We start from the raw sequence: 23,959 nt of genomic DNA, 5'->3' as shown, positions 1-23,959 counted from the left end.
CGTACCGGCTAAGGCTGTGAGAACCGAGAATCTTCCGCCGTGGGGACGGCTCGCGGCGCGCGGTCGAGTTCCAGTGGATCGTCGCGCGAACCGTCCGGCAGGGAATCGAGGTCGGCCAGACGGCGGGCGGTGACACCCACCCGGGAGTTGTACGAACCGACCGTGGCGTTGAAGGCCTCGACGGTCCTGCCCAGCGCCGTACCCAGTGAAGCGAAGTGACTGTTCAGAACGTCGAATCGCTCGTTCAGTTCGCGGCCGAGCGCTTGTATCCGCGCCGCGTCCTCGCCGAGGGCGTGCTGTCGCCAGCTCAGCGCGACGGCGCGGAGCATCGCGACGAGCGTCGTCGGTGTGGCGAGCACCACGTTCCGGTCGAGGGCGAACTCGAGCAGCTCGGGGTCGGCCTGCAGTGCGGCGTCGAGGAATGCCTCGGCGGGCACGAACATCACTACGAGCTCCGGTGAGCCGACGGCCTCCCAGTACCGTTTGCCCGCCAGCTGCACGACGTGGGAGCGGAACCGCCGCGCATGGTCGGAGAGCAGGGCGGCGTGTTCCGCCGGCGGCGCCTCGAGCAGCTGCAGGTACGCGTCCAGTGGCACTTTCGCGTCGACGGCCAGATCGCGGCCGCCCGCGAGGTGCACCACGACGTCGGGCCGAACCCGCGCCTCGCCGACCGCGCCGCCCACCTGCGTCGAGAAGTCGCAGTGCCGGCTCAGCCCGGCCAGTTCCACCACCCGCTCGAGTTGCAGCTCGCCCCAGCGGCCGCGCACGGTGGACGACTTCATCGCGGAGCGCAGCGTGGCGGTCTCGGCGCGCAGAGCTTCGCTCGTGCGCGCCACCGTGCCGATCTGCTCCCGCAGCCCGGCGAAGGCGGCGACGCGGCTGCGCTCGGCGACGGCGAACTCGTGGCCCAGCGAATCCAGGGTCTGCCGAAGGGGCGCGAGCAGCGCATTCACCGGCCCCGCCACCGCGTCCGGGGCCGGCCCGGCACCGTCGGACCGGCCGGGCTGCGCGGGCAGGGACCGGGCCAGGATGATCCCGACGGCGCCGCCGACCAGCAGCGCCAGCAGCGCGACGATCAGGTGCGAGAGGTCCATGCCGTCAGCATGGACGCCCCCACTGACAAGTTTCAGGCCGTCTCGGCCGGGGCGTCCTTCGCCGGCTCCGCAGCCGGCTTCGCAGACTTGCGCCGGAACTTGTCCCAGAAGCTGGGCTTCGGCTCCTCCTCGGGCGGCGGCGTCTCGCCGGTCTGTTCGTCGACGAGTTCGCCGAGGTACCGGAACAGCACCGCGATCGCGGCGGCGACGGGCACGGCGAGGAAGGCGCCGATAATGCCGAACTGGGTGCTGCCGAAGGCGATGGCGAGCAGCACGATCGCGGGGTGCAGCTGCATCGAGCGCGACTGCAGGATCGGCGAGAGCACATTGCCCTCGAGCTGCTGCACCGCAATGACCACGGCGAGCACCGCCAGCGCCGTGCCGAAACCGTTGGTCACCAGCGCGACGATCACGGCGAGCGCGCCCGCGACGAAGGCACCGACGATGGGGATGAAGCCGCCGAGGAAGGTGATCACCGCCAGTGCACCTGCCAGGGGCACCTGCAGGATCACCAGGCCGAGTCCGATGAACAGGGCGTCGATGAAGCTGACGACCGCCTGGGTGCGGATGAACCCGCCCAGGGTGCCCCAGATGCGGCTGAGCAGCTCGGCGAAGTGCTCCGAGACCGGCGTTCCCGAGTGGCGTCGCAGCCATGGCATGAACTTGTCGCCGTCCTTGAGGAAGAAGAAGGTCAGCATCGCGACCATCACGATCGCGACCACGAAGGAGCCGGCGGCGCTGACGCCCGTGAAGACGCCCGACGCGATGGTCTCGGCGCTCTCCTGCAGCTTCTTGGTGATCGAGGTGACGAACTTGCTGATCTGCTCGTCCTGCAGATTCAGGGGCGGGCCCTGCGCCCACTTCTGCACCTTGCCGACACCCTCGACGGCGCGATCGGCGATCTCTTTCGACTGGCCGCCGATGGACGGCGCGATGGCGCCGATGACGCCGCCGAGGAGGCCCAGGGAGAGCAGCATCACCAGCGCCGTGGCGAGCGCGGGCGGCAGACCCTTGCTGCGCAGCCAGCGCACCGGCGGCCACAGCACCGTGCACAGCAGGATCGCCAGCAGCACCGGCAGCAGGATCGTCCAGAACTCGCCGATGATCCAGCTGAGGACGAACAGCATCGCCGCGACCGCGACGGTCCGCCAGCTCCAGGTGGCCAGCCAGCGGCCGGCCTCGCCGTAGACCTCGCTGCGGGTCTTCGTGCCCGGCGGCGGTGTCGTCGTCTCTTCGCTCACGTCGCGATCGTATGTGCCTCGTGGTCCAACAGCCACTTCTTCACGGCGAGTCCCCACCGGAATCCGCCGAGCGTGCCGTCCAACCGCAGCACCCGGTGGCAGGGGACGAACAGGGCTGCCGCGTTGCGCGCGCAGGCCATCGCTGCGGCCCGGACCGCCGCGGGCCGCCCGGACAGGTCGGCGTACTCCGTGTAGGTCACGGGCTTCCCGGGTTCGACGGTGCGCAGCACGTCCCAGGCATGCTCGACGAAGGCGCCGGAGCGCTGCCGCACGACGATGTCGTCGATCGCGGTCACCTCGCCGGCGTGGAAGGCCGCGACGGCCCGGGTGACGGCACCCAATTCGGCGCGCTCGTCGACGGCGGCCGGCCGCAGCGCCGTGTGGATGACGGGCAGCAGGTCGCCGAGATCCGCGGTCCAGCCCGAGGCGAGCACGGCCCCGTCGGCGTCGACGACGGCGGTGAAGGGCCCGGCGGGCGTGGCGAGGGTGGCGAAGTCAGCGGTCACGGGGTGATCCTCCGGTCGGTGGTGAGGGAGTGGTTCCACAGGTGCAGGGAGACGTAGCTGCCCCACGGGCTCCACCGGTTGGCGGTGATGTCGAGCCCGAGGTGCTCCGCGCCCTTCGCGACCACAAGGTCGGACGCGAGGAGGGTATCGGGGTCGGCGAGCAGGCGCATCGCCACGTAGTCAGCGGTCCAGGGCCCGACTCCCTTGAGTCGCAGCAGTTCCGTGCGGGCCTCCTCCCGGGTCATGCCCGCGTGCAGGACCAGTCGCCCCTCGGCGAGATCGGCCGCGGCGCCGAGGATCGCGGCGATCCGGGTCCGGGGGCCGGTGAGGACCTCGCCGCCGCGCTCGGCGACGGCGGCCGGTGTGGGGAATGCCCGGGAGAGAAGGCCCGCCGGGTCGTCGACCTCCGCGCCGAGCGCCGCGACGAGCCGGGCCTGGTGTGTGGCCGCCGCGGCGATGGAGATCTGCTGCCCGATCATGGTGCGCAGCAGCAGCTCCGCCGGGTCGACGGTGCCGAACAGCCGGATCCCGGGCGTCGCGGCGACGAGCGGCGCCAGCTGCGGATCGGCGGCGAGCGCCTCGTCCACGGCGGCGGGGTCGGCATCCAGGTCCAGCAGGTGCCGCAGCCGCGCCACCGCTGTCGACAGGTCGCTCATCGCCGCGAGCGAGAGAGTGGCACGCACGTACCCATCTGACGCGGGACCCAGATCGACACAGGCGATCCCGCTCCCGCCCGGCAGGCTCAGGACGCGGGTGTAGCGGTCACCGTCGGCGTGCTCGAGGCCGGCCACGGCGTGCGCGCCGAGGAACCACCGCACCCAGCCGGTGGCGTACGGGCCGCGCAGCGCGAGGCGCAGGCTCAGCTCCCCGGTCGACGGGGCCGCCGGGTCGGGGCCGCGCTGCGTCCGCAGCTCCGACGGGGTCCGCGCGAAGACCTCGCGGATCGTGTCGTTGAACTGGCGGATCGAGGTGAAGCCGGCGGCGAAGGCGATGTCCGAGAAGTGCAGCGTCGTGCCGGTGATGAGGATCCGCGCGGTCGTGGCGCGGTGCGCCCGTGCGAGTGCCAGCGGACTGGCGCCGAGCTCTGCGGTGAGCACTCTGGTGAGTTGTCGCGTGCTGTAGCCGAGTTGCCCGGCGAGGCCCGTCACCCCGCACCGGTCGACCACCCCGTCGGCGATGAGGCGCATGGCCCGCGCGGCGAGGTCGGACTCGAGGTTCCAGCGGGGCGAGCCCGGTACGGCGTCGGGAAGGCAACGCCGGCACGCCCGGTATCCCGCGGCCTGGGCCGCCGCGGCGGTGAGGTGGAAGCTGACGTTCGCGGCTTTGGGGGTGGTTGCGGGGCACGACGGTCGGCAGTAGATGCCCGTGGTGGCGACGGCGGTGTAGAACTGGCCGTCGAACCGGGGATCGCGCCCGGCGATCGCCCGGTAGCACCGGTCGAAGTCGAGGTGGGGTGAGCTGGTGTTCACCCCTTCGACTCTGGCATTGCACCGGCACCTGCGCTAGCGGCTTTCGGCCATCACCGTGGCGGCGCAGCTCAGCAGCAGCGGGCGGTCACCGTCGCACCGTCGTGCCGGGCCTTCCAGTACTCGCGTTCCGTCATCACGGGCTCGCCCGGATGCGTCGCGCGACGGTGCTCGACGTACCGCCGGTAGTGGTTGTCGCCCATCACTGAGCCCACGTACCAGCGGATCGCCTTCAGTGCCCGGACGATCGGGTCACTCCCAGGGCGTCCCATTGCTCCTGCACCTTCCTCTCCGCGGGGGTGGGGATGAGGCCGCTCGGCGCGAAGAGATTGCTGGGCACCGGTTCCTCCTCGGTGAGCGGGCGGCCGTTGCCGGAGACCGTACGGTAGATGGTCCACACACCCATCACCACGACGACGAGCACCATGAGTGCGAAGACGATCGACAGCGTGCCCTGGATGAAGGTGTTGCGCACCACCGCGTCGATGGCCTCCGGGGTCTTGGCGGAGCCGAACGTCGACTTACCGGCCTCGGCGGCGGCCTTGAAGTTGCTGTGCTGCTTCCAGTAGCCGACCGCCGGGTCGGAGCTGAAGATCTTCTGCCAGGAGGCGGTCATGGTCACGATGAGGTCCCAGACCAGCGGGATCGCTGGTATCCAGACCCACTTGTAGTAGCCCTTCTTGACCACCACCACGACGACCACGGTGAGTGCCATGGCGGCGAGCAGCTGGTTGGCGATGCCGAACAGCGGGAAGAGCGTGTTGATGCCGCCCAGTGGGTCGGTCACGCCCATGAGCAGGATGCTGCCCCACGCGGCGACGACCAGCAGCGAGGCGATCCAGGCCCCGACGCGCCAGCTCGGATCCTTGAGTCGCCGGAACGGGCCGCCCAGGTTACTGAGCGCGTCCGAGACCAAAAAGCGGGCGACCCGGGTGCCGGCATCGACTGTGGTGAGGATGAACAGCGCCTCGAACATGATCGCGAAGTGGTACCAGAAGGACTTCATCGAGGATCCTCCGAACACCTGGTGCAGCACCTCGGACATGCCGAAGGCCAGAGTCGGGGCGCCGCCGGTCCGGGAGACGATGGACTCCTCGCCGACGTCCTTCGCCGCCTGCGAGAGTTGCTGCCCGGTGACCGGGTCGCCGCTCAGGCCCAGCGAGTTCACGTAGGTGGCCGCGGTCTCCGCGGTACCGCCGGTCTTGGCAAGTGGCGCGTTCATGGCGAAGTAGAAGTGCTGGTTGATGATCGACGCGGTGATCAGCGCCATGATCGCGACAAAGGACTCGGTGAGCATGCCGCCGTAACCGATCAGCCGCATCTGCCCCTCCTTCTCCAGCAGCTTCGGCGTGGTGCCGGAGCTGACGAGGGAGTGGAAGCCGGAGAGGGCGCCGCACGCGATGGTGATGAAGAGGAACGGGAACAGGGATCCGGCGAAGACGGGGCCGTCGCCGCGGGTCGCGAAGTCGGAGACGGCGGGCGCCTCCATGACCGGGCGCGCGATGACGATGCCGACGGCCAGCAGCACGATGGTTCCGACCTTCATGAAGGTGGAGAGGTAGTCGCGCGGCGCGAGCAACAGCCACACCGGGAGCACCGAGGCGGCGAAGCCGTAGATGATGATCGCCCAGCTCAGCTGGACCGGGGTGAGGGTGAACAGCTCCTTGCCCCAGCCGCTCTCGCCCACGTAGCGACCGCCGATCACTGCGGCGAGCAGCAGCACGCAGCCGATCAATGAGACCTCCGAGACCCGGCCGGGCCGGAGGATGCGCAGGTAGATGCCCATGAACAGGGCGATGGGGATGGTCGCGGCGATGGAGAAGACGCCCCAGGGGCTGTGGCCCAGCGCCTGCACCACGACCAGCGCGAGCACCGCGATGAGGATGGTCATGATCGCGGCGATGCCGATGATCGCGGCGGCGCCGCCGACCGGGCCGAGCTCGTCGCGGATCATCTGGCCCAGCGAGCGGCCACGGCGGCGGGTAGCGACCCACAGCACGAGGTAGTCCTGCACGCAGCCGGCGACCAGGGCGCCGACGATGATCCAGATCGTGCCGGGCAGGTATCCCATCTGGGCGGCGAGCACGGGCCCGACGAGCGGCCCGGCGCCGGCGATCGCGGCGAAGTGGTGCCCGAACAGCACGCGCCGGTCGGTGGGCAGGTAGTCGGTGCCGTTCTCCAGCACCTCCGCGGGCGTGGCGTGGTCGTCGCGGGGGCGCACCACCTTGAGTTCGATGAGGCGGGCGTAGAAGCGGTAACCGACGACGTACGTGCAGATCGCGGCGAGCACGAACCACACGGCGTTCACGGATTCGCCGCGGGCGAGCGCGATCATGGCCCAGGCGACGGCGCCGATGAGGGCGATCACGCCGAAGATCACCTTGTGTTTAGTGGTGATCGGGCTGCGGTCGATCACGGCGACGGGCGGCAGGTCCGGGGCCGTCCGAATGTAGGTGATGTCGCCGTCGGACTCCGTGGTCGACGGAGCGGTGGGAGCTGACACGAGGCCTCCTGGATGTCTACGCCACGGTGGTGGTTCGCAGGGATCATCGTTTCATCCACGAGCCGCGGGCGCGGGGGATTCGCGCCGGATCGCAGCACGTAGAATCAGGCCCCGTGAGCCTTACCCTCGGAATCGTCGGACTGCCCAACGTCGGCAAGTCCACCCTGTTCAATGCCCTCACCAACAGTGAGGTGGAGGCGGCGAACTACCCGTTCGCCACCATCGAGCCGAACGTCGGCGTAGTGAACCTTCCGGACCCGCGGCTGAACCGCCTGGCCGAGATCTTCGGCTCGGAGCGCATCCTGCCGGCGACGGTGTCCTTCGTCGACATCGCCGGCATCGTCAAGGGCGCCTCGGAGGGCGAGGGCATGGGCAACCAGTTCCTCTCCAACATCCGCGAGGCCGACGCGATCTGCCAGGTGGTACGCGTCTTCTCCGACGAGGACGTCGTGCACGTGGCCGGCAAGGTCGACCCGCTCGCCGACATCGAGACCGTCGCCACCGAGCTGATTCTCGCCGACCTGCAGACCATCGAGAAGGCCCTGCCCCGGCTCGAGAAGGATGCGCGGAAGAACAAGGAGCTCGTCGAGACGCTCGAGGCCGTCAAGGCCGCGGAGGCGATCCTGACCGACGGCAAGACCCTGTTCGGCGCCGGCTTCGACACCGCGCCGGTCCGCGAGCTGCACCTGATGACCGCGAAGCCCTTCTTGTATGTCTTCAACGCCGATGAGGGCGTGCTCACCGACGCCGCGCGCCGCGAGGAGCTCGTCGCCGAGGTCGCCCCCGCCGACGCCGTCTTCCTCGACGCCAAGATCGAGTCCGAGCTGCTGGAGCTCGACCCCGAGGACCAGGCCGAGATGCTGGAGTCGATCGGGCAGGACGAGCCGGGCCTCGATTCGCTCGCCCGCGCCGGCTTCCACACTCTGGGCCTGCAGACCTACCTCACCGCCGGCCCCAAGGAGTCGCGCGCCTGGACGATCCGCAAGGGCGACACCGCCCCCAAGGCCGCCGGCGTTATCCACACCGACTTCGAGAAGGGTTTCATCAAGGCCGAGATCGTCTCCTTCGCCGACCTCGACGCCAACGGCACCATGGCCGCCGCGAAGGCGGCCGGCAAGGTCCGCATGGAGGGCAAGGACTACGTGATGTCCGACGGTGACGTCGTCGAGTTCCGCTTCAACGTCTAGATCGGGACATCCCGATGCCTCGGCGCCGCGAGCTCGAGGACGTGTGTCGAGGAATCGCCACCAGTTTCAGCAGCCGGAACAATGACATCGACGGCTGGTGGGGTATCGGCCTCTTGTGCCGAACCGCGGGTCCCTCTGGGATTGATATCGACTTGCGCGCCGACGTTCATAGCGACCAGTTGGCGCGACGTTACGGTATGCAGCTGATCCGGCAACTGAGGGCGCGGCGCCTGCCGGACGAGTGGGTTGTATCCGCCCGGCTCCACCTGCGCTTCGTGTCCGACCCCGAGGTCGCCAGCACGTGGCGGTACGCGGTGATTGTGGACATTGTCGACGACCGAGGGCGGGCATGGTCTGCTCGCGACGATGGACGATGCTGGGCGCATGATCCCGTTCGCGAAAGTAGGTCAGTGCGTAGGAAGGGTGACACCGTCGAGTTTCCGCTTCAACGCGTAGCCGGCTAGGCCCACCGCTCGTGCGACAATCGCAATGTGAACTTCGCGATGCGCTATGACCGCTGGTATCGACCGATCGCCACCGCGATCGGCCTCGGTCCCCAGCGCACGGCCATCGTGGTGGACGGTGACACGTTGCGCATCAGGCACGGCTGGGCGTTCCGACTGGAGGTTCCGCTCGCGAACATCAGGTCGGCCCGGACATCCTCGCGGCGGCCTCTGGCGTGGGGAGTTCACCCGGTGGGCGATCTCTGGGTGGTCAACGGTTCGCGTGACGGCATGGTGGTTCTCGAGTTCGACATGCCCGTGACCTCGAAGTCTGTGCAGCGCGTGAGTACCAAATGGGGCGAGGTCCGCTCCCTCTACCTCAGCCTCGATGATCCTGAGGGCTTCATCGACGCCATGACATAGCAGTGCCGCCGTGTCGCGTTCAGCGGTCGCGGGACACAGGACCCGGATCGCGGAGGGCGTCGAGCGCGGCCTTCGGGCGCGACAGTGAGACCTCGCGGACCCAGTTCCGCACCGTGAGATAGACGCCGGCGTCGGAATCCGCCTCGACGCCCACCGCATCAATGCCCTGCGACTGGCACAGCGCGACGGCTCGACGCAGGTGGAAGTCCTGTGTCACCAGGATGGCCTGGTCGATTCCGAAGACGGTTTTCGCGCGGGCGCAGGTGTTGTAGGTCGTCACGCCGAAGCGGTCGTCGGTGATGGATCCGGCGGCGACGCCGCGCGCCTCGAGGTACTGCCGCATCGCGGCAACCTCGTCGCCCTTCGTCGACGCCGCGTGTCCGGAGACGAGGACGCGCTGGGCGCGGTTCTCGCGCAGGACCGTCAGCGCGGTGTCGAGTCGCTCCCGGAGGTACACCGACGGCTCGCCGTCGTGCACACGGTCGCCGAGCACGATCACCCACGGCCGGGACGCGTCCTGTTGGATGCGAGCGCGGCTCTCCCACTGCACCCATGCGCTCGACGCCACCATGGCGAGGACCGCCGCGATCACGGCGTAGCGGATCAGGCGGCGCAGGATGGTGAACACTGGACCAAGCCTACCGACCCGCCTGTGTCCTCCATGACACCTACAGCGGCATCGTGCTGGCGGTTCCGCGCTTCTCTCACGTCTCGACGGTGGGCGCCGACGCTCGTGAAAACAGCGGAATCCGGGCACACGAGACCAATTCTGGCCTCGAACGCCCGCAGAAAGCGGAATTCACAGATCCCGTCGGCGGGAGATGTCGAAAAACCTGTCGGTGGTTCGTCGTATTGATGAAGGCAATCGACAGGTCGCCGCGGAAAACGACTATGAGGAAGCCGCCATGGCCACGCACACTGAACAGATGGACCATCCCCCCACCGACCTGACGAAGCCCGCAGACGAGCAGATCGAGCGGACCGACAAGGCCGGGCGCACGCCGCTGGTGATCAAACTGCTGGTCGCGGCCACCTTCGTCGTGATCCTCAACGAGACGATCATGATCAACGCCATCCCGCGGCTCATGACCGACTTCCACGTCGACGCCCGCGCGGCCCAGTGGCTCTCCACCGTCTTCATGCTCACCATGGCCGCGGTGATCCCCGTGACCGGCTGGTTCCTGCAGCGCGTCAGCACCCGCACCGCGTACGCGGTGGCCATGGCGACGTTCAGCGCCGGCACCGCCCTCGCCGCGATCGCCCCGACCTTTGAGGTGCTGCTCGCGGCCCGCGTCGTCCAGGCGGGCGGCACCGCGGTGATGATGCCGCTGCTCATGACCACGCTCATGACCGTCGTCCCGGAGAGCGACCGCGGCCGCGTGATGGGCCAGGTCACCCTGGCGATGTCGTGCGCGCCCGCCCTCGGCCCGGCGGTGTCCGGCGTGATCCTGCACCTCGGCTCGTGGCGCCTGATCTTCGTCTTCGTGCTGCCCATCGCGGTGCTGGTCGGCGTCGCGGGGATGCGGCAGCTGCAGAACGTCGGCGAGACCGAGAGCACGCCGATCAGCTGGCTCAGTGTCGTGCTCGCGGCGGGCGGCTTCGGCAGCCTCGTGTACGGGCTCAGCGAGATCGGCACGGGTGACGTCACCGGCCCGATCCTCATCGTCGTCGCGGGCGTCCTACTCATCGCCGCGTTCGCGGCCTACCAGGTGCGCCTGCAGCAGCGGGAGATGCCGCTGCTGGACCTGCGCACCCTCCGCCACCGTACCTTCGCGATCTCCCTGCTGTTGATGACGGCCGGATTCATGGCCTTCCTCGGCTCGATGATCCTGCTGCCCCTGTACCTGCAGGAACTGCGTGGGCTGTCCGAGCTGCAGACCGGTCTGCTGGTGATGCCCGGCGGCCTGGCGATGGGCCTACTCGGCCCGCAGGTCGGCAAGCTGTACGACCGCGTCGGCGCACGCCCTCTCGTGATCCCCGGCGCCATCGGGATCGTCGTCGCCCTCGCGGCGCTGAGCCGCATCGGCGCGACCACGCCGTACCCGCTCATCGTCGCGATCCACGTCGCACTCATGGCGAGTCTGGCCGCCGTTTTCACCCCGATCTTCACCGTCGGCCTCGGTGACCTGCCTGAGCACCTGTACTCGCACGGCTCGTCGTTGCTCGGCACCCTCCAGCAGGTCGCCGGCGCGATCGGCACCGCGGCGCTCATCGTCGTCATGTCGAACCGCTCGTCGCATCTCGCCGAGACGGGCGCCTCCCAGCCGGAGGCTTTCGTCGGCGGACTGCAATGGGCGTTCGCCGCCGCCGCGCTCATGGGCGCCGTGGTCGTCGTGGCCGCGCTGCTCCTGCCCTCCAAGGTCGACAGTGCCGCCCCGTCCGGCCCGACGCATCACTGAACGACCGAAGGAATGACCATGGATCTGTTCGCACGCCTCGCCGTGACGGACCTACCCCGCGCGATCGCCTGGGGTGAACAACTCTTCGGCGACGTGGAGTCGTTCGCGCCCAACGACGTCGAGCACGTGTGGATGCTCGGAGAGCACGCGTACGTCTACGCCGAGTTGCTCCCGGAGCGCGCGGGGCACGCCGCGGTCACGCTGTTCCTCGACGACGTCGAGGCCTTCCTCGCCGCAGCGGCGGGACGCGGGTTGCGGCCGGACTCGGAGGAGTCGTACGACAACGGGGTGCGCAAGGCGATCTTCGTCGATCCCGACGGCAACGAGGTCGGGATCGGCGGCGCGCCCGCATAGCCCGACGGGTTCGGGGACGATGGAACGCATGGCGCTGCACGTACGAACCACGCTGGAGCCCGTCGGACCGGCCACCGCCATCGAGCTCACTGATGCGCAGGTCGAGGAACTCGGCGGGGGCAAACGCGCGGCGGTGCGCGTCACGATCGGCGATCGCACCGCGCGGCTTCGGCTCGCGGGCATGGGCGGGTGCAACCTGATCGGCCTGTCGAAGGCCGCACGCAAGGACCTCCGGGTCGAGATCGGCGACACCGTCGACGCCCTCGTCGAGCTCGACGAGGCCGAACGCACCGTCGACCTACCGGACGATCTCGCGGCCGCGCTGCAGACTGCGGGCCGGCGAGAGGCGTTCGACGCCCTGAGCTACACCCGCCGCAAGGAGGCGGCGCGGGGCGTCATGGAGGCCAAGCGAGCCGAGACCCGCGAGCGGCGCATCGCTGCCCTGATCGCCTCCCTCTAGGATCGCGGGAAACGCATCGAGATCCGAGGAGACACAGAATGACCCAGTACCGGGCACTGATCGCCGAACTCGTCGACGAAGCCGTGACCTCCCGTGTGGAGACCCGCGACCCGGCGCCGCTGGAGCCCGGGTACCTGCGCATCGCCGTCGAGTTCTCCGGCGTCAACTTCAAGGACGCCTTGGCCCTTACCCCGGGCGGCGGTGTGGTGCGCCAGTACCCGATCGTCCCCGGCATCGACATCGCCGGCACCGTCCTGGAGTCCACTTCGGACGATTTCGCCGCGGGCGACCGCATCGTCGCGCACGGCTACGAGATCGGCACCGCCCGTGACGGCGGTTACGCCGAACAGGCGGTCGTCCCCGCCGAGTGGGCCGTCAAGTTGGCCGCACTGAGCACCCGCGAGGCCGCTGCCGTCGGCACCGCCGGCTTCACCGCGGCCATGAGCGTCGCCGCGATCCTCGACGCCGGGATCACCCCGGAAGACGGACCCGTCGTGGTCACCGGCGCGACCGGAGGCGTCGGTTCCACCAGCATCGACCTGCTCGCGGGCCTCGGCTACGAGGTCGTCGCCTCGTCGGGTAAGCCTGCCGCCGCCGACCGCCTGCGCGAGCTCGGCGCTGCCGAGGTTATCGGCCGGCTCCCGCTCGACCCCGACGCCAAGCCCCGACCGCTGGGGAAGAGCCGCTGGGCAGCCGCGGTCGATTGCGTGGGCGGGGCCGCGCTCGCCGACGTGATCAGCACCCTCAACTACGGCGGCGTCGTCGCGGCCAGCGGGCTCACCGGCGGGGCGGGTCTCAAGACGACGGTCATGCCCTTCATCCTCCGTGGCGTCACCCTGGCCGGCATCGACTCGGTGCTGCTGCCGATCGAACTCCGGCGCGCCCTGTGGCAGCGGATCGAGACCGACCTGCGCCCGCGGCACCTCGACCTCGTCGCCAACGACATCGGGGTCGACGGTGTCGGCGACGTCGCCGAGGCCCTCCGCGCGGGCGAGTACACCGGTCGCGCCGTCGTGGACCTCGGCCGAGGCTGGTAATCGCCGCGTGCGTCGCGACCAGAAATGTGCGGTCGCTCGTACTCATGATCGCTTGGATCGATGACCGCATATTCGGCGCGCACGACCTGAAAGAGGTCGAGATCTGGCCGCTGCCGCCGCTACCGTGTCCGCATGGCCGTCAGACCGATTCAGGTGACCTTCGATTGTGCGGACCCGAAGCGCGTCGCGCTGTTCTGGTGCGAGGTGCTCGGGTACGTCGTGCCGCCGCCCCCGCCGGGCTTCGACAGCTGGGACGCCTTCGAGGCGTCGCTGCCGGCGCAGGTGCACGGCTCGGCGTTCGCGTGCGTGGACCCGAACGGAGTCGGCCCGCGCCTGTTCTTCCAGCGTGTGCCCGAGGGCAAGACGGTCAAGAACCGCATGCACCTCGATGTCCGCGTCGGCACCGGGATGGTGGGCGCCGAACGGCTCGCGGCCCTCGAGGCGGAGTGCACGCGACTGGAGAAGCTCGGCGCGACCCGCCTCTACCTGCAGGAGGCCGACGGGGCCAACGAGTCCTGCCTGACCATGGCCGACGTCGAGGGCAACGAGTTCTGCCTCGATTGATCCGGTTCGCCCTGGATGAACGGGGTGGCCGCGGGCTTGTCGGGCGTGGACACTGGAGTCACGTGGGTTCCAACGGCTCGAGGAGTCAAGTCATGGCAGGTAACGACAACCCGTTCGGGTTCGGTCCGGGCGAGTTCGACGACCTCGCGCGCGAGGCCCGGGACATGATCGGCCGGCTCGTCGGCGGCACCGCGGGCCGGGAGGTCTTCTCCGGGTTGTTCGACGACGCCGTCCGCCGCCCGAAGCGCCAGCCGGAGACGGCGGGCGAGACCGGCGACGGCGTGTGGGCGATCATCGCCACCGACGAGGACGGGGGAGCCCGCGTCGAGCAGGTCTACGCCACCGAGATCGATGCCCTGCGCTCCAACCAGCACAACACCGACGCCACGCGGAAGGTGCGCTTCCTGCCCTACGGGATCGCGGTCACTGCTCTGGACGACTGACGGCCTCGGAGGCCTCCTCGGCCTCGCCGTCCGCCGTGAGGCCGTCAGCGGTGATGGGCTCCGGCGTCGGCTCGGGGCGCAGCCACAGCCACGTGCCCACGATCGCCATGATCGCGGTGCCGATCCCGGCGATCCACCAGTGCGGTGTCACCAGGATCAGGATCGCGACGCACACGGTCATGCTGCCGACGGCCATGTACTTGGCCTTGCGGCTGACGGCGCCGGTGGCCTGCCAGTCCCGGATCATCGGTCCGAAGATCCGGTGTTCGAGCAGTTTGCGGTGCAGGGTGTCGGAGCCTCGCGCCGCGCAGTACGCCGCGATCAGGATGAACACGGTGGTCGGCATGAGCGGAACCACGACGCCGACGATGCCCAGGCCGAGCGCGATGTAGGCGAAGACCCACCACATCCACTTCAGTCGAGATCGCCCTGCCATGCCACCAGTGTAGGGAAGCGGCCCGGGGTCAGGCGTCGCCGTGCTCGACCAGCCAGTCCAGCAGGGCGGACGTCTCCCGCCAGTGCTTGCGGATCTGGGGTACCAGCTTCGGCGTGTGGATGATCTCCTCGAAGCCGTAGTCGCGCATCGCGCTGAGCGACTTGTGTCGCAGCAGGTCGATCCGCGGGTGATCGGCGTCCCAGCCGCGCGGGGAGGTCTTGAGCGTCTCGCCGCCGATCTCCCAGCCCTTGCGGCGCAGCTTCGCGATCACCTGCTCCAGCGCCGGACCGTAGAGGTCGTTGTCGATCGCCTTCCGGAACGCCGCGAGCCGGGTGGGGCTCGCCTCGTAGAAGCCGGCGCCGACTCTCACCCCTGGTGCGCCGATCTGCAGGTAGTAGCCGGTGGCGGGGCCGACGCCGATGAAGGCGCCCTGGTGCGTCTTGTACGGGGCCTTGTCTTTGGAGAAGCGGACGTCGCGGTAGGGGCGGAAGATCTTCGCGGCGCCGAACTCGTCGGCCAGTTCCTCGGTCAGTGCGGCCATGGGGGCGGCGACGGCGGTCTTGTAGACCTCCTTGTGCGCGTCCCAGAAGATCTTCGAGTTGTCGGCCTCGAGGTCGTCGTAGAAGTCCAGTGCGGCCTCGGGGAATCCGGTGAAGCTCATGCCGCCAGGCTAGCCTTGGACCATGAAACCCGGTGATACCGCGCCCGACTTCGAACTGCCCGATCAGGACGGCACCCCGCGGAAGCTGAGCGACCTGCTCTCCGCCGGCCCCGTCGCCCTGTTCTTCTACCCGGCGGCGTTCACGCCGGGCTGCACCAAGGAGGCGTGCCACTTCCGGGACCTCGCCGCCGAGTTCGCGGAGGCGGGCGTGCAGCGCGTCGGAATCAGTCGCGACGCCGTCGCCAAGCAGCAGGACTGGACGGCGAAGCACGGCCTCGACTACCCGCTCCTCTCCGATGTCGACGGTGCCGTGGCGACGGCGTTCGGCGTGAAGCGCGACGGCCTGCTCAAGCTCGCCGGCATGCCCACCAAGCGCACGACGTTCGCGATCCGCCCGGACGGCACCGTCGCCGACGTGATCGCCTCCGAGGTGAACATGCAGGTCCACGCGGACCGGGCGCTCGCCGCACTGCGCGGGTGACCGAGGTCCTGCTCCGCGATGTCCGCGGCCCCGAGGAGTACCCCGCGCTCGTGCGGGTGTGGCGCAGTTCCGTCGACGCCACCCACGACTTCCTCGCCGCAGCGGACCGCGACGCTATTGAGACCCGCCTCGCGAGTGACTACTTCCCGCAGGTCCGGCTCACCGTCGCGGAGGTCGACGGTGCCGTGGCCGGGTTCGCCGGCACGGCCGGCGAGGACCTGGCGATGCTCTTCGTGCGCGCCGATGCCCGGGGGTGCGGTGTGGGCCGCGCGCTGCTCGACCGCGCGGTCCGCGATCTCGGGGTGCGCACCGTCGACGTCAACGAGCAGAACGAGCAGGCCGTCGGCTTCTACGCGTACGGCGGATTCGCCGTGACGGGCCGCAGCGCGACCGACGGCGAGGGCCGCCCGTACCCGCTGTTGCACCTCACTCTGCAGCGCGACAAGCTCGACTGAACCGCGCACCCGTCGCGCGACGGAGGGCGACCGCGCGCCGCAGCACTTCCGCGTCAGCGGGCGAGAGCGGCCCGAGCAACTCCGCCTTGGAGGCACTGACGTCCGCCCCAACTTCGCGCAACACCGTCGTGGGCTGGGGGTGTTCCACGCTACGGTGAGCAGGACGAAGGAGTCTCATGTCCGATGTCTGGCAGCTGGTCCACGCGGAGCGCCACGCCCTGATCGCCTTCCTCGAGGGCATCGACGATGCGCGCTGGGACACGCCCTCGCTGTGCCCGGGGTGGCGCGTGCGCGACGTCGTCGCGCACCAGATCTCCACCGCCGACGCCACGCGCCTGGGATTCATCAAGGGAATGATCCTGGCCCGCTTCGACTTCGACAGCGACAACCAGAACGGCGTCGACCGCGAGCTGGGCCCGGCGGCGCGGATGCTGGACCGGTACCGCTCGCTCGTCGACCGCACCTCGGGCCCGCCCGCGCCGCTCGACACCCGGCTGGTCGAAGCGGTCGTGCACGGCGAGGACATCCGCCGGCCGCTCGGCGCCGTCGGCGACTACCCGGCTGAGGCGGTCGAACGGGCCCTGCGGCTGCAGGCCCGCACCGGGAAGGGCATGGGCGGAGCGAAGGAACACATCGCCGGCCTGCGGCTACGCGCCACCGACGCGGATGTGACCCTCGGCGACGGCCCCGAGGTGACCGGCCCGTTGCTCGCCCTGCTGCTCGCCGTGAGCGGGCGCACCGTCGCCCTGGGCGAACTGAGCGGGGAGGGCCTGCCCGCCCTTGCGGAACGGGTCTCCTGACGCTCAGCGCGGCGGTGTGATCGTGATCCGCGCGTCGATGCGCGTGATGAGGCAGGTGCTCCGGGGGATGCGGAAGTCCTCGTCCGTCGGTGCGTCCACGATGCGCTGCCCGGCGATGCGGACGGGCACGATGAACCGGTAGTTGAGCAGGTCCCGGTCGCCGCCGGGCGCGACGGTGCGCGCGGTGACTCGCGGCGCGTCCATGATCGAGTACTGCAGGTGGCGGTCGAGATCGCTGCGCAGCTGCACGCCGGAAAAGCCCGTCTGCAGGCCGTTCTCGAAGCGAACCGCGTTCGGGGCGAAGGGGACCGCGCCGGATTTCGTGCGATCACCGAGGGCGGCGATGTACGCGTCCGCCGCCGCGAGCTGGCGTGCGGAGGTGCAGGCCGCCGCAGTGGCGGGCGCGGCGATACCGGCGGCCACGACCGCGGTGATCAGGACGGGCGCGACGCGGGCGAGGGTTGCCATGCGCTCACCCTAGCGTCGGTTCCGCCTCACTCCGGGGTGTACGCCGACAGCACCTCGCGCACCGCGGCGTCGATTGTCGCGTGATCGACGCCGCGCTCGGTCAGGAAGACCGCGCCCGGGCCGGTGCCCTCCGCCAGGATGCCGAGCAGGATGTGCTCGGTGCCGACGTAGTTGTGCCCGAGGCGGAGCGCCTCGCGCAGTACCATCTCGACCGCCTTTTTCGCGGCGGGCGAGAAAGGGATGAGCTCAGGGCTCTCCTGGGAGTCCGTCGTCGAGATCCGGCGGCGCAGCACGTCCTCCGTGACCGCCTCCGCGGTGATGCCCCGGCCGAGCAACAGCCGCGCCGCGATGCCTTCGGGCTCGCGGAACAGTCCCAGCAGCATGTGGTTCGTGTCGATCGTTGGGCTCCCTACCTCGCGTGCCTCGTCCTGCGCGGCCACGACGACGCTCCGCGCCCGCGGCGTGAACCGCGAGTAGGGCGAGCCGGTCGCGTCGATGAGCGCCGACGGGTCGATGCTTGGTGGGGCCGAGCGCTGTTGCGCGGCCTGCTTCGTCATCCCCATGGACTCGCCGATCGAGGTCCAGGTGGCGCCGCTGCGTCGTGCCTGGTCGACGAAGTGTCCGACGAGGTGGTCGGCGGTCTCGCCGAGGTGCGCCGCGACGGCGACGGCGTCGCCGAGGTGGGCGAGCGCGTCGCCGTCGGGGTGGAGCGCATGGACGGTGCGGATGAGGGCGTCGAGGCTGACGGCGTCGTTCTGAGGCATGCGTCAAGCATGAATTGACGCTGAGATGATTGTCAACCGTTGGTTGACGGTGGGTCAGGCGGCGGTACCGTCGACTGTGCGCGTGGCGAGCGCCGAGGCCGTCTCCTCGGCCGCGACCTCGCGGGCGCGATGCCGATCCGGGTCGTCCGATTCCCCATCGCCCAGCAGGAACAGCTCGGAGTCCTCCGCGTCCATGTAGTTCGCGAGCCCGTCGACCAGTTGGGCGTGCATGCCGTCGAGGTAGCCGTGCTTGCGATAGGTCGATTCGCCGACGGCGCCGATCGGGAAGAAATACAGGCGCTTCGGCGCCGCGAGCTCGGCGCCGGAATTCGTGTCGTCGTACGCCCAGTCGCGCGTGAAGACGCGGTCGACCCAGCCCTTGAGCGGGCCGGGGAGGCCCCACCAGTACACCGGAAAGACGACGGCGATCGCGTCGAACTCCTCCAGTCGGCGCTGCTCGGCCCGCACGTCCGCGGGGACGACGGTGCGGTCGCGGTACGCCGCATGGTCGGCCGAAGTGAAGGTCGGGTCGAAGCCAGCCGCGAGGATGTCGTGCCGCTCGACCTCGGCGTAGCCGCCGCGGAGCAGGCCCCGCGCGACGGCGGCGGCGGTGCGGGCGGTGGCGGAGTCGGCATCGGGGTGGGCGGTCACCACGACCGCGCGGAGCTGCTGCTGGTTCGTCATACTGAGAGCATGAACTCTGACACCAGTGTCATGGTCAAGCCCGGGCTGCGGATGCGTGACCTGTGCGCCCGCACGGGCGCCACGCCGCGCATGATTCGGCACTACGAGAAAACGGGGATCCTCGCGCCGGGGCGCGAGTCCAACGGCTATCGGGTGTTCACCGAGGAGGACGTGCGCACCGTCACCGATGCGCGGTGTCTCATCGAGGCCGGGCTGTCGGCCACGGAGACGGCGGAGCTGGTAGGCATCGTCTGCGGCGAGGGCGACGCCCCGCCGGCGGAGCTGGACGCGGCGCTGGTCCGCATCGCCGATCGTCGCACCGTCCTCGATGAGCGGATCGCGCAGCTCGTCGCCGCGAAGGAGAAACTCGACGAGCTCCGCGACTACGTGCACGACGTCCGCGGCGTCACCAGATGACGGCGAGCCCCGCGGCGGTCAGCGACAGTAGGCCCGCGGCGTAGAACATCCCGCGCGGGACGGCCTCGCCAGTGCGTTTCTGGCGCGCACTGCCCATGCCGAGCATGCCGCCGAGAACGATCAGGATGAGTAGCTTGATCCCGATCTTGGGGTAGTTCAGCTCGATCCCCGCCGGCCACGGCGCGGCGAGGGCGAGGCCCGTGACGAGCGAGACCAGCAGCCCGTAGTCCATGATCCGCTCGAACCGGAGACGGCCTGCCGCCGCCGAGGTCACCCAACCGCCGAAGGTGACGGCGAAGCCCACGATGTGCACCAGAACTATTACGTTGCGTAGTACTTCCATGGTCCGAGCGTAGCGAGCCGGACGAATCGCGTACCCGATACGGCGATTCGAGGGGTTCCCCTCGTCGGCGGACGGGTCTACGGTCGAGGACATGGGTGCGATCGTCATCGTCGGAGCAGGACTGGCGGCCGCGAAAGCGGCCGAGGCGCTACGGGATCTGGGCCACGACGGCCCGATCACGGTGATCGGCGCCGAATTCCATCCGCCGTACGAGCGGCCCCCGCTGTCCAAGGACTATCTCCAGGGCAAGGCCGAGCGCGACAGCGTCTTCACGTTCGACGCCGCCTGGTACGCCGACCACGACGTCACCGTGCGGACCGGCGTCCGCGCGACCTCCCTCGACCGCGAGGCGCGCACCGTCGGGCTCGACACGGGCGAGTCGCTGCGCTACGACGACCTGGTGCTGGCCACGGGATCTCGCGCGCGGCCGCTGCCCGGGGCCGACGGGGTGCATTACCTCCGCACCCTCGACGACAGCGACGCGCTGCGGGCCGTATTCGATGAGGGCGGCCGGCTCGGCGTCGTCGGCGGCGGCTGGATCGGGCTCGAGGCAGCCGCCGCGGCCCGCGAGGCCGGCCTGGAGGTCACCGTCATCGAACCCTCAGAGCAGCCGCTGCTCGGCGCGCTCGGCCCCGAACTCGGCAAGGTCTTCGCGGACCTGCATCGCGCGCACGGCGTGGACTTGCGCACCGGCACCGGCGTGCGGGCCGTCGAGCCCGGCGGCAGGGGACTGGTGCTCGAGGACGGGACCACGATCGAGACCGACGCCGTGCTCGTCGGGATCGGGGCGATGCCGAACATCGAGCTCGCGGAGGCCGCCGGCCTGGAGACCGCCGAGGGCGGCGTGGCCGTCGACGCCGGGCTGCGCACCTCCGACCCGCATGTCTTCGCGGTCGGCGACATCGCTGCCGCCGAGAACCCGACGGTCGGCCGGCGCGTGCGCGTCGAACACTGGGCGAACGCCCTCAACCAGCCGCGCGTTGCCGCGGCCAACATCCTCGGCGGCACCGAGGTCTACGACCGGTTGCCGTACTTCTTCACTGACCAGTACCAACTCGGCATGGAGTACGTGGGCCTGTCCACCGGGTACGACGACGTGGTGATCCGCGGCGATCTGGCGGGCCTCGAGTTCGTCGCCTTCTGGTTGGCGCAGGGGCGCGTTCTGGCGGGTATGAACGTGAATGTATGGGACGTGGGCGATGATGTGCGTGCGCTGATCACGTCCCGCCGGGTGGTCGACGCCGCTCGTCTCCCGGATCCCGGCGTACCGCTCCCGGAGGTCTAGCACGCAATGAAGTCCCGACGGTCGGCGCGGGTCGCCGGCACGATCGCCGCTGCCCTGGTCACCGTCTCGTTGGTCTCCGCGCCGTCGGCGACCGCGGCACCGTCGCCGTACTGCGGCACCGCGTTGACGGCCGAGGAGAACCAGCGCATCGTCGCGCTCTCCGATCCGGCCGCACTGCCGACAGCGCCGACCTTCGCCAGCCTCGACGATCTCACCGCGCGGCAGCGCGGCGTGGCAGACATCCTGGCTGCGCACCGCGATCGACGGGGCCTGTTCGGCGTCGGCATGGACGGCGTCATCCGCGATGCCGTCATCCCGACGCAGCGCAATGAGTCGGGGCTCGACGACCCGCAGTACGCCAAGTCCTTGTCCGTGGACCTGGTGAGCCGGTACCTGAAGGCCGTCCACGCGCAGTGGACCGGCGGTGCCGTACCGCAGTGGTGGGGCAACTACTTCCGGCTGGCCGCGCGATGCGAGCTGCCGCCGGGGCGGGTGGCGATGGCGGGCTACAACGCGCACATCACCGTCGACCTCGCGTATACCGTCGCGCACACCCGCAGCACCCCGGCGAATGCGCTCGACTTCTACCGCATCGTCGACTCGATCGCGAAGAACGGCAACGTGATCCCGGAGCGCAGCAAGCAGATCTACGGCGCCGACCTCTGGGGCCTGTGGACCTTCTACTTCTTCGGCCAGGGGCTCGACCGGATCGTCGGTGCGGGCGTCGCCTCGAACCTGATGCTCCGCGCCGCCGATGACGGCTACAACACCCTCACCTTCGCCAACGGCCTCGCGCTGCAGAACCCCGCCGCGCGCCCCGCGACGGACGGTGCGATCCTCGCGCTGTGGCAGACCGGTGAGATCGCCTTCGACGTCCTCTCCGGGCTCGGTGGCCTCGGTACCCCCGTCGCCCCGGCGCCGAACCCGCGCCCCGCCCCGACGCCCCGCCCCACGCCCGCCCCGGTGCTCGCCGCAGTCGGCCGCTGACGCCGGGGTGCGATAGTGCTGGAGTGACCTTCGAGGAACTCGTCAGCTACAACGCCTCCCTGCCCTTCAACCGGTGGGCAGGTATCGAAGTGCTCAGCGCCGGCCTCGACGAGGTCGTGCTCCGTCTTGAGCGCCGCGAAGACCTCTGTCAGGACCTCGGAGGCCTGCATGCGGCGCTCATCGCAGGCGTCCTGGAGAACGCGTGCGGCTACGCCCTCGCGATGTACCCCGGCTCCGTCGGGTTCGTTACCCAGCTCGATACGCACTTCCTCCGCCCCGCGCAGGGGGACGCCTTCCAGGCGGTCGGCCGGGTGATCAAGCCGGGGCGACGGCAGAGCTTCGCCGAGGCCGACTTCTTCGTGGAGGTCGACGGTGCGCGCGGGCCCCGGTTCGCCACGGCTCGCGCGCTCGTCGTCCCCTCCTAGCCGCTCAGGAGCGGGGCCGGCACCGGAGCACCGCCCGGTAGGCGCCGTACAGCACCAGCAGCACCGCGGCCCACGGCAGCACCGCGCCCACGATCACCAGCAGCCACCGTCCGGCGGCGAGGAGTGCGTTCCAGCCGTCTTGCAGGCCGCCCGTGAATCCCGGCCGGTCGGCGGTCGCCGTGGGCTTCTCGACCGTCACGGTCACCGTCGAGAGCGAGACCTGGTCCCCGATCGACGCGCGCCGTGACTGCAGCGTCTCGAGTTCCTGCTGGCGGGACGTCAGGGCCGACTCCGCCGCGATCACCTGGTCGGTCGTCTCGGCCTTCGCGAGGATCGCCGTCAGCCGGTCGACGGAGACCTGGGTCGCGCGGATGCGGGCCTCGAGATCCACGACGGTGCCGGTCACGTCCTCGTGCTCCAGCCGCACGCTGCCGACCTCGCCGAGCTCGCCGACCTTCTCGACCAGCTCGTTGACCTTGTCGTTCGGCACCCGCAGTGTCAGCTTCGCGCGGGCCTTCTCGCCGCCGGTCTCGGTGCGCGCATCGACGCGGCCGCCGAGCCGCTGCGCGGTCGCGGCCAGCTCCCGGGCCGCCGACGCCGGATCGGCGTTCGTCACGTCGACGGTGCCGGTGGTGATCACCTGGCGATCCACCGGCGCGGTGACCGGCGTGGACGGTGCGCTCGGGCCCGTCGTGGGCGCGGCCTTCGGGGCAGGGGCGACGGCGGCCTGGCCGCCCGTGAAGGGTGCGGACTCGGCCCCGCGGCCGCCGGTCTGTGGGGCCGCGCCCGGAGCCCACTCGAACGCCGAGGTCTGCGACCCGCTCGTCAGCTGGGTCCCGGCGATGACCGCCCCGCCGACGGCGACGACCGCGATCGCGGCGGCAGCGGCGATGCCCATCGTCCGATGCTTGCGCCGGCTGCGGCGCGCCTGCAGGTCGTCGCCGACCTCGGTCATGACGGCGGAGCGCATGGCGGAGAGCCGGTCGTCGGTGAGGATGTCGTCGGGGGTGATCCGGGTGGTCATGACTGCTCCCTCAGGGTGCTCAGGTCGGCGCGCAGACGGGTGCGCAGCCGGGAGACGCGGTTGCGTACTGCGGCATGGGTCACGCCCACCTCGGTCGCGGCCCGCTCGTAGGTCTGTTCGTCCTCCACGCACAGGCGGTAGAGGCGCTGATCGGTGGGGGACAGGGCGTTCACCGCGCCCGCGATGATTGCGCGGATCTCGGCGGCGAGCACTTCGTCCTCGGGCGAGGGCGCCGCGCCTGGGGGCTCGGCGTCGTCGAGCGGCGCGGATCTGTCCCGTACCGCGGAGAGGCGCCTTCCCGCGTTGAGCGCGGTGTAGCGCGCGGTGGTCAGCAGCCACGGGAGCACCGACTCGTCGACGATCCGCACCGAGTCGATGCGGTGCCAGAGCGTGAGGAAGGTGTCCTGGGCGACTTCCTGCGCGGCGTCGGCGTCGCGCAGGACGGTGTACGCCTGCCAGTAGACGGGGCGCACGTGGCGGTCGTGGATCGCCGCGAACGCCGACCCGTCGCCGCCCGCGGCGCGGGCGAGGAGGGTCCGGTCCGCGGATTCGTCGGTTCTCATCGTGGACGTCACACCCCCTCTATGTCACCGGGGTGGCCCACCGTCT

30 protein-coding genes are annotated in these 23,959 nt (G+C 70.3%); 15 read left to right on the top strand and 15 right to left on the bottom strand.

Annotated features, from left to right (window positions below; translation table 11 throughout):
• Window positions 1–8: 8 nt before the first annotated feature.
• From HNP44_RS12165 to HNP44_RS12140, 6 genes are all read right to left on the bottom strand, one after another.
• Complete coding sequence (locus HNP44_RS12165; RefSeq protein ID WP_259140622.1) at window positions 9–1,094, bottom strand: DNA recombination protein RmuC; 1,086 nt, start codon at window positions 1,092–1,094, stop codon at window positions 9–11.
• Between the two features lie 32 nt (window positions 1,095–1,126).
• Window positions 1,127–2,335: an AI-2E family transporter gene (locus HNP44_RS12160; RefSeq protein WP_374758778.1), complete on the bottom strand. Its 1,209-nt coding sequence runs from the start codon at window positions 2,333–2,335 to the stop codon at window positions 1,127–1,129.
• Window positions 2,332–2,841 carry a methylated-DNA--[protein]-cysteine S-methyltransferase gene (locus tag HNP44_RS12155; protein ID WP_259140621.1) on the bottom strand — a complete coding sequence of 170 codons (510 nt, stop codon included), beginning with the start codon at window positions 2,839–2,841 and terminating at the stop codon, window positions 2,332–2,334. The genes HNP44_RS12160 and HNP44_RS12155 overlap by 4 nt, the downstream gene beginning before the upstream one ends.
• Complete coding sequence (locus tag HNP44_RS12150; RefSeq protein ID WP_259140620.1) at window positions 2,838–4,310, bottom strand: AlkA N-terminal domain-containing protein; 1,473 nt, start codon at window positions 4,308–4,310, stop codon at window positions 2,838–2,840. The genes HNP44_RS12155 and HNP44_RS12150 overlap by 4 nt, the downstream gene beginning before the upstream one ends.
• A gap of 68 nt (window positions 4,311–4,378) precedes the next feature.
• Complete coding sequence (locus tag HNP44_RS12145) at window positions 4,379–4,579, bottom strand: YbdD/YjiX family protein (RefSeq protein ID WP_259140619.1); 201 nt, start codon at window positions 4,577–4,579, stop codon at window positions 4,379–4,381.
• Complete coding sequence (locus tag HNP44_RS12140; protein ID WP_259140618.1) at window positions 4,540–6,810, bottom strand: carbon starvation CstA family protein; 2,271 nt, start codon at window positions 6,808–6,810, stop codon at window positions 4,540–4,542. The genes HNP44_RS12145 and HNP44_RS12140 overlap by 40 nt, the downstream gene beginning before the upstream one ends.
• Window positions 6,811–6,923: 113 nt before the next feature.
• On the opposite strand from HNP44_RS12140, the gene ychF reads away from it, so the two are divergent.
• Complete coding sequence (ychF, locus tag HNP44_RS12135; protein ID WP_259140617.1) at window positions 6,924–7,997, top strand: redox-regulated ATPase YchF; 1,074 nt, start codon at window positions 6,924–6,926, stop codon at window positions 7,995–7,997.
• 491 nt (window positions 7,998–8,488) lie between these two features.
• Window positions 8,489–8,863, top strand: a complete 375-nt coding sequence (locus HNP44_RS12130; protein WP_259140616.1) for a hypothetical protein — start codon at window positions 8,489–8,491, stop codon at window positions 8,861–8,863.
• Window positions 8,864–8,882: 19 nt separating this feature from the next.
• On the opposite strand, the gene HNP44_RS12125 is transcribed toward HNP44_RS12130, so the two are convergent.
• On the bottom strand, window positions 8,883–9,491 hold the full coding sequence (locus tag HNP44_RS12125) for a SanA/YdcF family protein (protein ID WP_259140615.1): 609 nt from the start codon (window positions 9,489–9,491) through the stop codon (window positions 8,883–8,885).
• A gap of 277 nt (window positions 9,492–9,768) precedes the next feature.
• Between HNP44_RS12125 and HNP44_RS12120 the strand changes: the two genes are divergently transcribed.
• The 6 genes from HNP44_RS12120 to HNP44_RS12095 all read left to right on the top strand — a co-directional run bounded on the left by HNP44_RS12120 (window position 9,769) and on the right by HNP44_RS12095 (window position 14,120).
• Window positions 9,769–11,262, top strand: a complete 1,494-nt coding sequence (locus HNP44_RS12120) for an MDR family MFS transporter (protein ID WP_259140614.1) — start codon at window positions 9,769–9,771, stop codon at window positions 11,260–11,262.
• A gap of 18 nt (window positions 11,263–11,280) precedes the next feature.
• Window positions 11,281–11,616 carry a VOC family protein gene (locus HNP44_RS12115; RefSeq protein WP_259140612.1) on the top strand — a complete coding sequence of 112 codons (336 nt, stop codon included), beginning with the start codon at window positions 11,281–11,283 and terminating at the stop codon, window positions 11,614–11,616.
• Window positions 11,617–11,644: 28 nt separating this feature from the next.
• Window positions 11,645–12,076, top strand: coding sequence for a YdeI/OmpD-associated family protein (locus HNP44_RS12110; protein WP_259140611.1), 432 nt, complete (start codon window positions 11,645–11,647; stop codon window positions 12,074–12,076).
• A gap of 38 nt (window positions 12,077–12,114) precedes the next feature.
• Window positions 12,115–13,113, top strand: coding sequence for an acrylyl-CoA reductase family protein (locus HNP44_RS12105; RefSeq protein WP_259172126.1), 999 nt, complete (start codon window positions 12,115–12,117; stop codon window positions 13,111–13,113).
• A gap of 132 nt (window positions 13,114–13,245) precedes the next feature.
• Window positions 13,246–13,677 carry a VOC family protein gene (locus tag HNP44_RS12100; protein ID WP_259140609.1) on the top strand — a complete coding sequence of 144 codons (432 nt, stop codon included), beginning with the start codon at window positions 13,246–13,248 and terminating at the stop codon, window positions 13,675–13,677.
• Between the two features lie 92 nt (window positions 13,678–13,769).
• On the top strand, window positions 13,770–14,120 hold the full coding sequence (locus tag HNP44_RS12095) for a hypothetical protein (RefSeq protein WP_259140608.1): 351 nt from the start codon (window positions 13,770–13,772) through the stop codon (window positions 14,118–14,120).
• Here HNP44_RS12095 and HNP44_RS12090 read toward each other — a convergent pair.
• Window positions 14,101–14,556, bottom strand: a complete 456-nt coding sequence (locus HNP44_RS12090) for a YbaN family protein (protein ID WP_259140607.1) — start codon at window positions 14,554–14,556, stop codon at window positions 14,101–14,103. The two genes, HNP44_RS12095 and HNP44_RS12090, sit on opposite strands and share 20 nt — an antisense overlap.
• A gap of 28 nt (window positions 14,557–14,584) precedes the next feature.
• Entirely contained in the window at window positions 14,585–15,217 is a 633-nt protein-coding gene (locus HNP44_RS12085; protein WP_259140603.1) for a DUF2461 domain-containing protein, read from the bottom strand.
• 22 nt (window positions 15,218–15,239) lie between these two features.
• Here HNP44_RS12085 and HNP44_RS12080 point away from each other — a divergent pair, with 22 nt between their 5' ends.
• The 3 genes from HNP44_RS12080 to HNP44_RS12070 all read left to right on the top strand — a co-directional run bounded on the left by HNP44_RS12080 (window position 15,240) and on the right by HNP44_RS12070 (window position 16,953).
• Window positions 15,240–15,698, top strand: coding sequence for a peroxiredoxin (locus HNP44_RS12080; protein ID WP_259140602.1), 459 nt, complete (start codon window positions 15,240–15,242; stop codon window positions 15,696–15,698).
• Window positions 15,695–16,153, top strand: coding sequence for an acetyltransferase (locus tag HNP44_RS12075; protein ID WP_259140600.1), 459 nt, complete (start codon window positions 15,695–15,697; stop codon window positions 16,151–16,153). Before HNP44_RS12080 ends, HNP44_RS12075 begins: the two co-directional genes overlap by 4 nt.
• Before the next feature lie 176 nt (window positions 16,154–16,329).
• Window positions 16,330–16,953, top strand: coding sequence for a maleylpyruvate isomerase family mycothiol-dependent enzyme (locus tag HNP44_RS12070; protein ID WP_259140595.1), 624 nt, complete (start codon window positions 16,330–16,332; stop codon window positions 16,951–16,953).
• Window positions 16,954–16,956: 3 nt separating this feature from the next.
• Here HNP44_RS12070 and HNP44_RS12065 read toward each other — a convergent pair whose 3' ends face one another.
• From HNP44_RS12065 to HNP44_RS12055, 3 genes are read right to left on the bottom strand one after another with little or no spacing between them, the layout of a single operon-like run.
• Entirely contained in the window at window positions 16,957–17,421 is a 465-nt protein-coding gene (locus tag HNP44_RS12065) for a hypothetical protein (protein WP_259140594.1), read from the bottom strand.
• Window positions 17,422–17,447: 26 nt separating this feature from the next.
• Window positions 17,448–18,185: a Clp protease N-terminal domain-containing protein gene (locus HNP44_RS12060; protein WP_259140592.1), complete on the bottom strand. Its 738-nt coding sequence runs from the start codon at window positions 18,183–18,185 to the stop codon at window positions 17,448–17,450.
• A gap of 54 nt (window positions 18,186–18,239) precedes the next feature.
• On the bottom strand, window positions 18,240–18,869 hold the full coding sequence (locus tag HNP44_RS12055; RefSeq protein ID WP_259140591.1) for an NAD(P)H-dependent oxidoreductase: 630 nt from the start codon (window positions 18,867–18,869) through the stop codon (window positions 18,240–18,242).
• Window positions 18,870–18,878: 9 nt separating this feature from the next.
• Here HNP44_RS12055 and HNP44_RS12050 point away from each other — a divergent pair, with 9 nt between their 5' ends.
• Window positions 18,879–19,286, top strand: coding sequence for a MerR family transcriptional regulator (locus HNP44_RS12050; RefSeq protein ID WP_259140590.1), 408 nt, complete (start codon window positions 18,879–18,881; stop codon window positions 19,284–19,286).
• Here the strand turns inward: HNP44_RS12050 and HNP44_RS12045 are convergent.
• Window positions 19,276–19,629, bottom strand: coding sequence for a Fe-S protein (locus tag HNP44_RS12045; RefSeq protein ID WP_259140588.1), 354 nt, complete (start codon window positions 19,627–19,629; stop codon window positions 19,276–19,278). The genes HNP44_RS12050 and HNP44_RS12045 overlap by 11 nt on opposite strands.
• Before the next feature lie 91 nt (window positions 19,630–19,720).
• On the opposite strand from HNP44_RS12045, the gene HNP44_RS12040 reads away from it, so the two are divergent.
• Genes HNP44_RS12040 through HNP44_RS12030 form a run of 3 tightly spaced genes read left to right on the top strand, consistent with a single transcriptional unit; the run spans window position 19,721 to window position 22,326 of the window.
• The gene (locus tag HNP44_RS12040) at window positions 19,721–20,914 is read left to right on the top strand and encodes an NAD(P)/FAD-dependent oxidoreductase (protein ID WP_259140587.1); all 1,194 of its coding nucleotides are present in this window, start codon (window positions 19,721–19,723) and stop codon (window positions 20,912–20,914) included.
• Window positions 20,915–20,920: 6 nt separating this feature from the next.
• The gene (locus HNP44_RS12035; RefSeq protein WP_259140585.1) at window positions 20,921–21,901 is read left to right on the top strand and encodes a DUF5995 family protein; all 981 of its coding nucleotides are present in this window, start codon (window positions 20,921–20,923) and stop codon (window positions 21,899–21,901) included.
• 23 nt (window positions 21,902–21,924) lie between these two features.
• Complete coding sequence (locus HNP44_RS12030; RefSeq protein ID WP_259140583.1) at window positions 21,925–22,326, top strand: PaaI family thioesterase; 402 nt, start codon at window positions 21,925–21,927, stop codon at window positions 22,324–22,326.
• Between the two features lie 4 nt (window positions 22,327–22,330).
• On the opposite strand, the gene HNP44_RS12025 is transcribed toward HNP44_RS12030, so the two are convergent.
• Together HNP44_RS12025 and HNP44_RS12020 are read right to left on the bottom strand one after the other, a co-directional pair.
• Window positions 22,331–23,350, bottom strand: a complete 1,020-nt coding sequence (locus HNP44_RS12025; RefSeq protein WP_259140582.1) for a DUF4349 domain-containing protein — start codon at window positions 23,348–23,350, stop codon at window positions 22,331–22,333.
• Window positions 23,347–23,913, bottom strand: a complete 567-nt coding sequence (locus HNP44_RS12020; protein WP_259140581.1) for an RNA polymerase sigma factor — start codon at window positions 23,911–23,913, stop codon at window positions 23,347–23,349. The genes HNP44_RS12025 and HNP44_RS12020 overlap by 4 nt, the downstream gene beginning before the upstream one ends.
• Window positions 23,914–23,959 lie beyond the last annotated feature (46 nt).

Source organism: Tsukamurella ocularis (assembly GCF_024807615.1).
GTDB lineage: Bacteria > Actinomycetota > Actinomycetes > Mycobacteriales > Mycobacteriaceae > Tsukamurella > Tsukamurella ocularis.
This window is presented reverse-complemented; position numbering and strand designations above follow the sequence as displayed.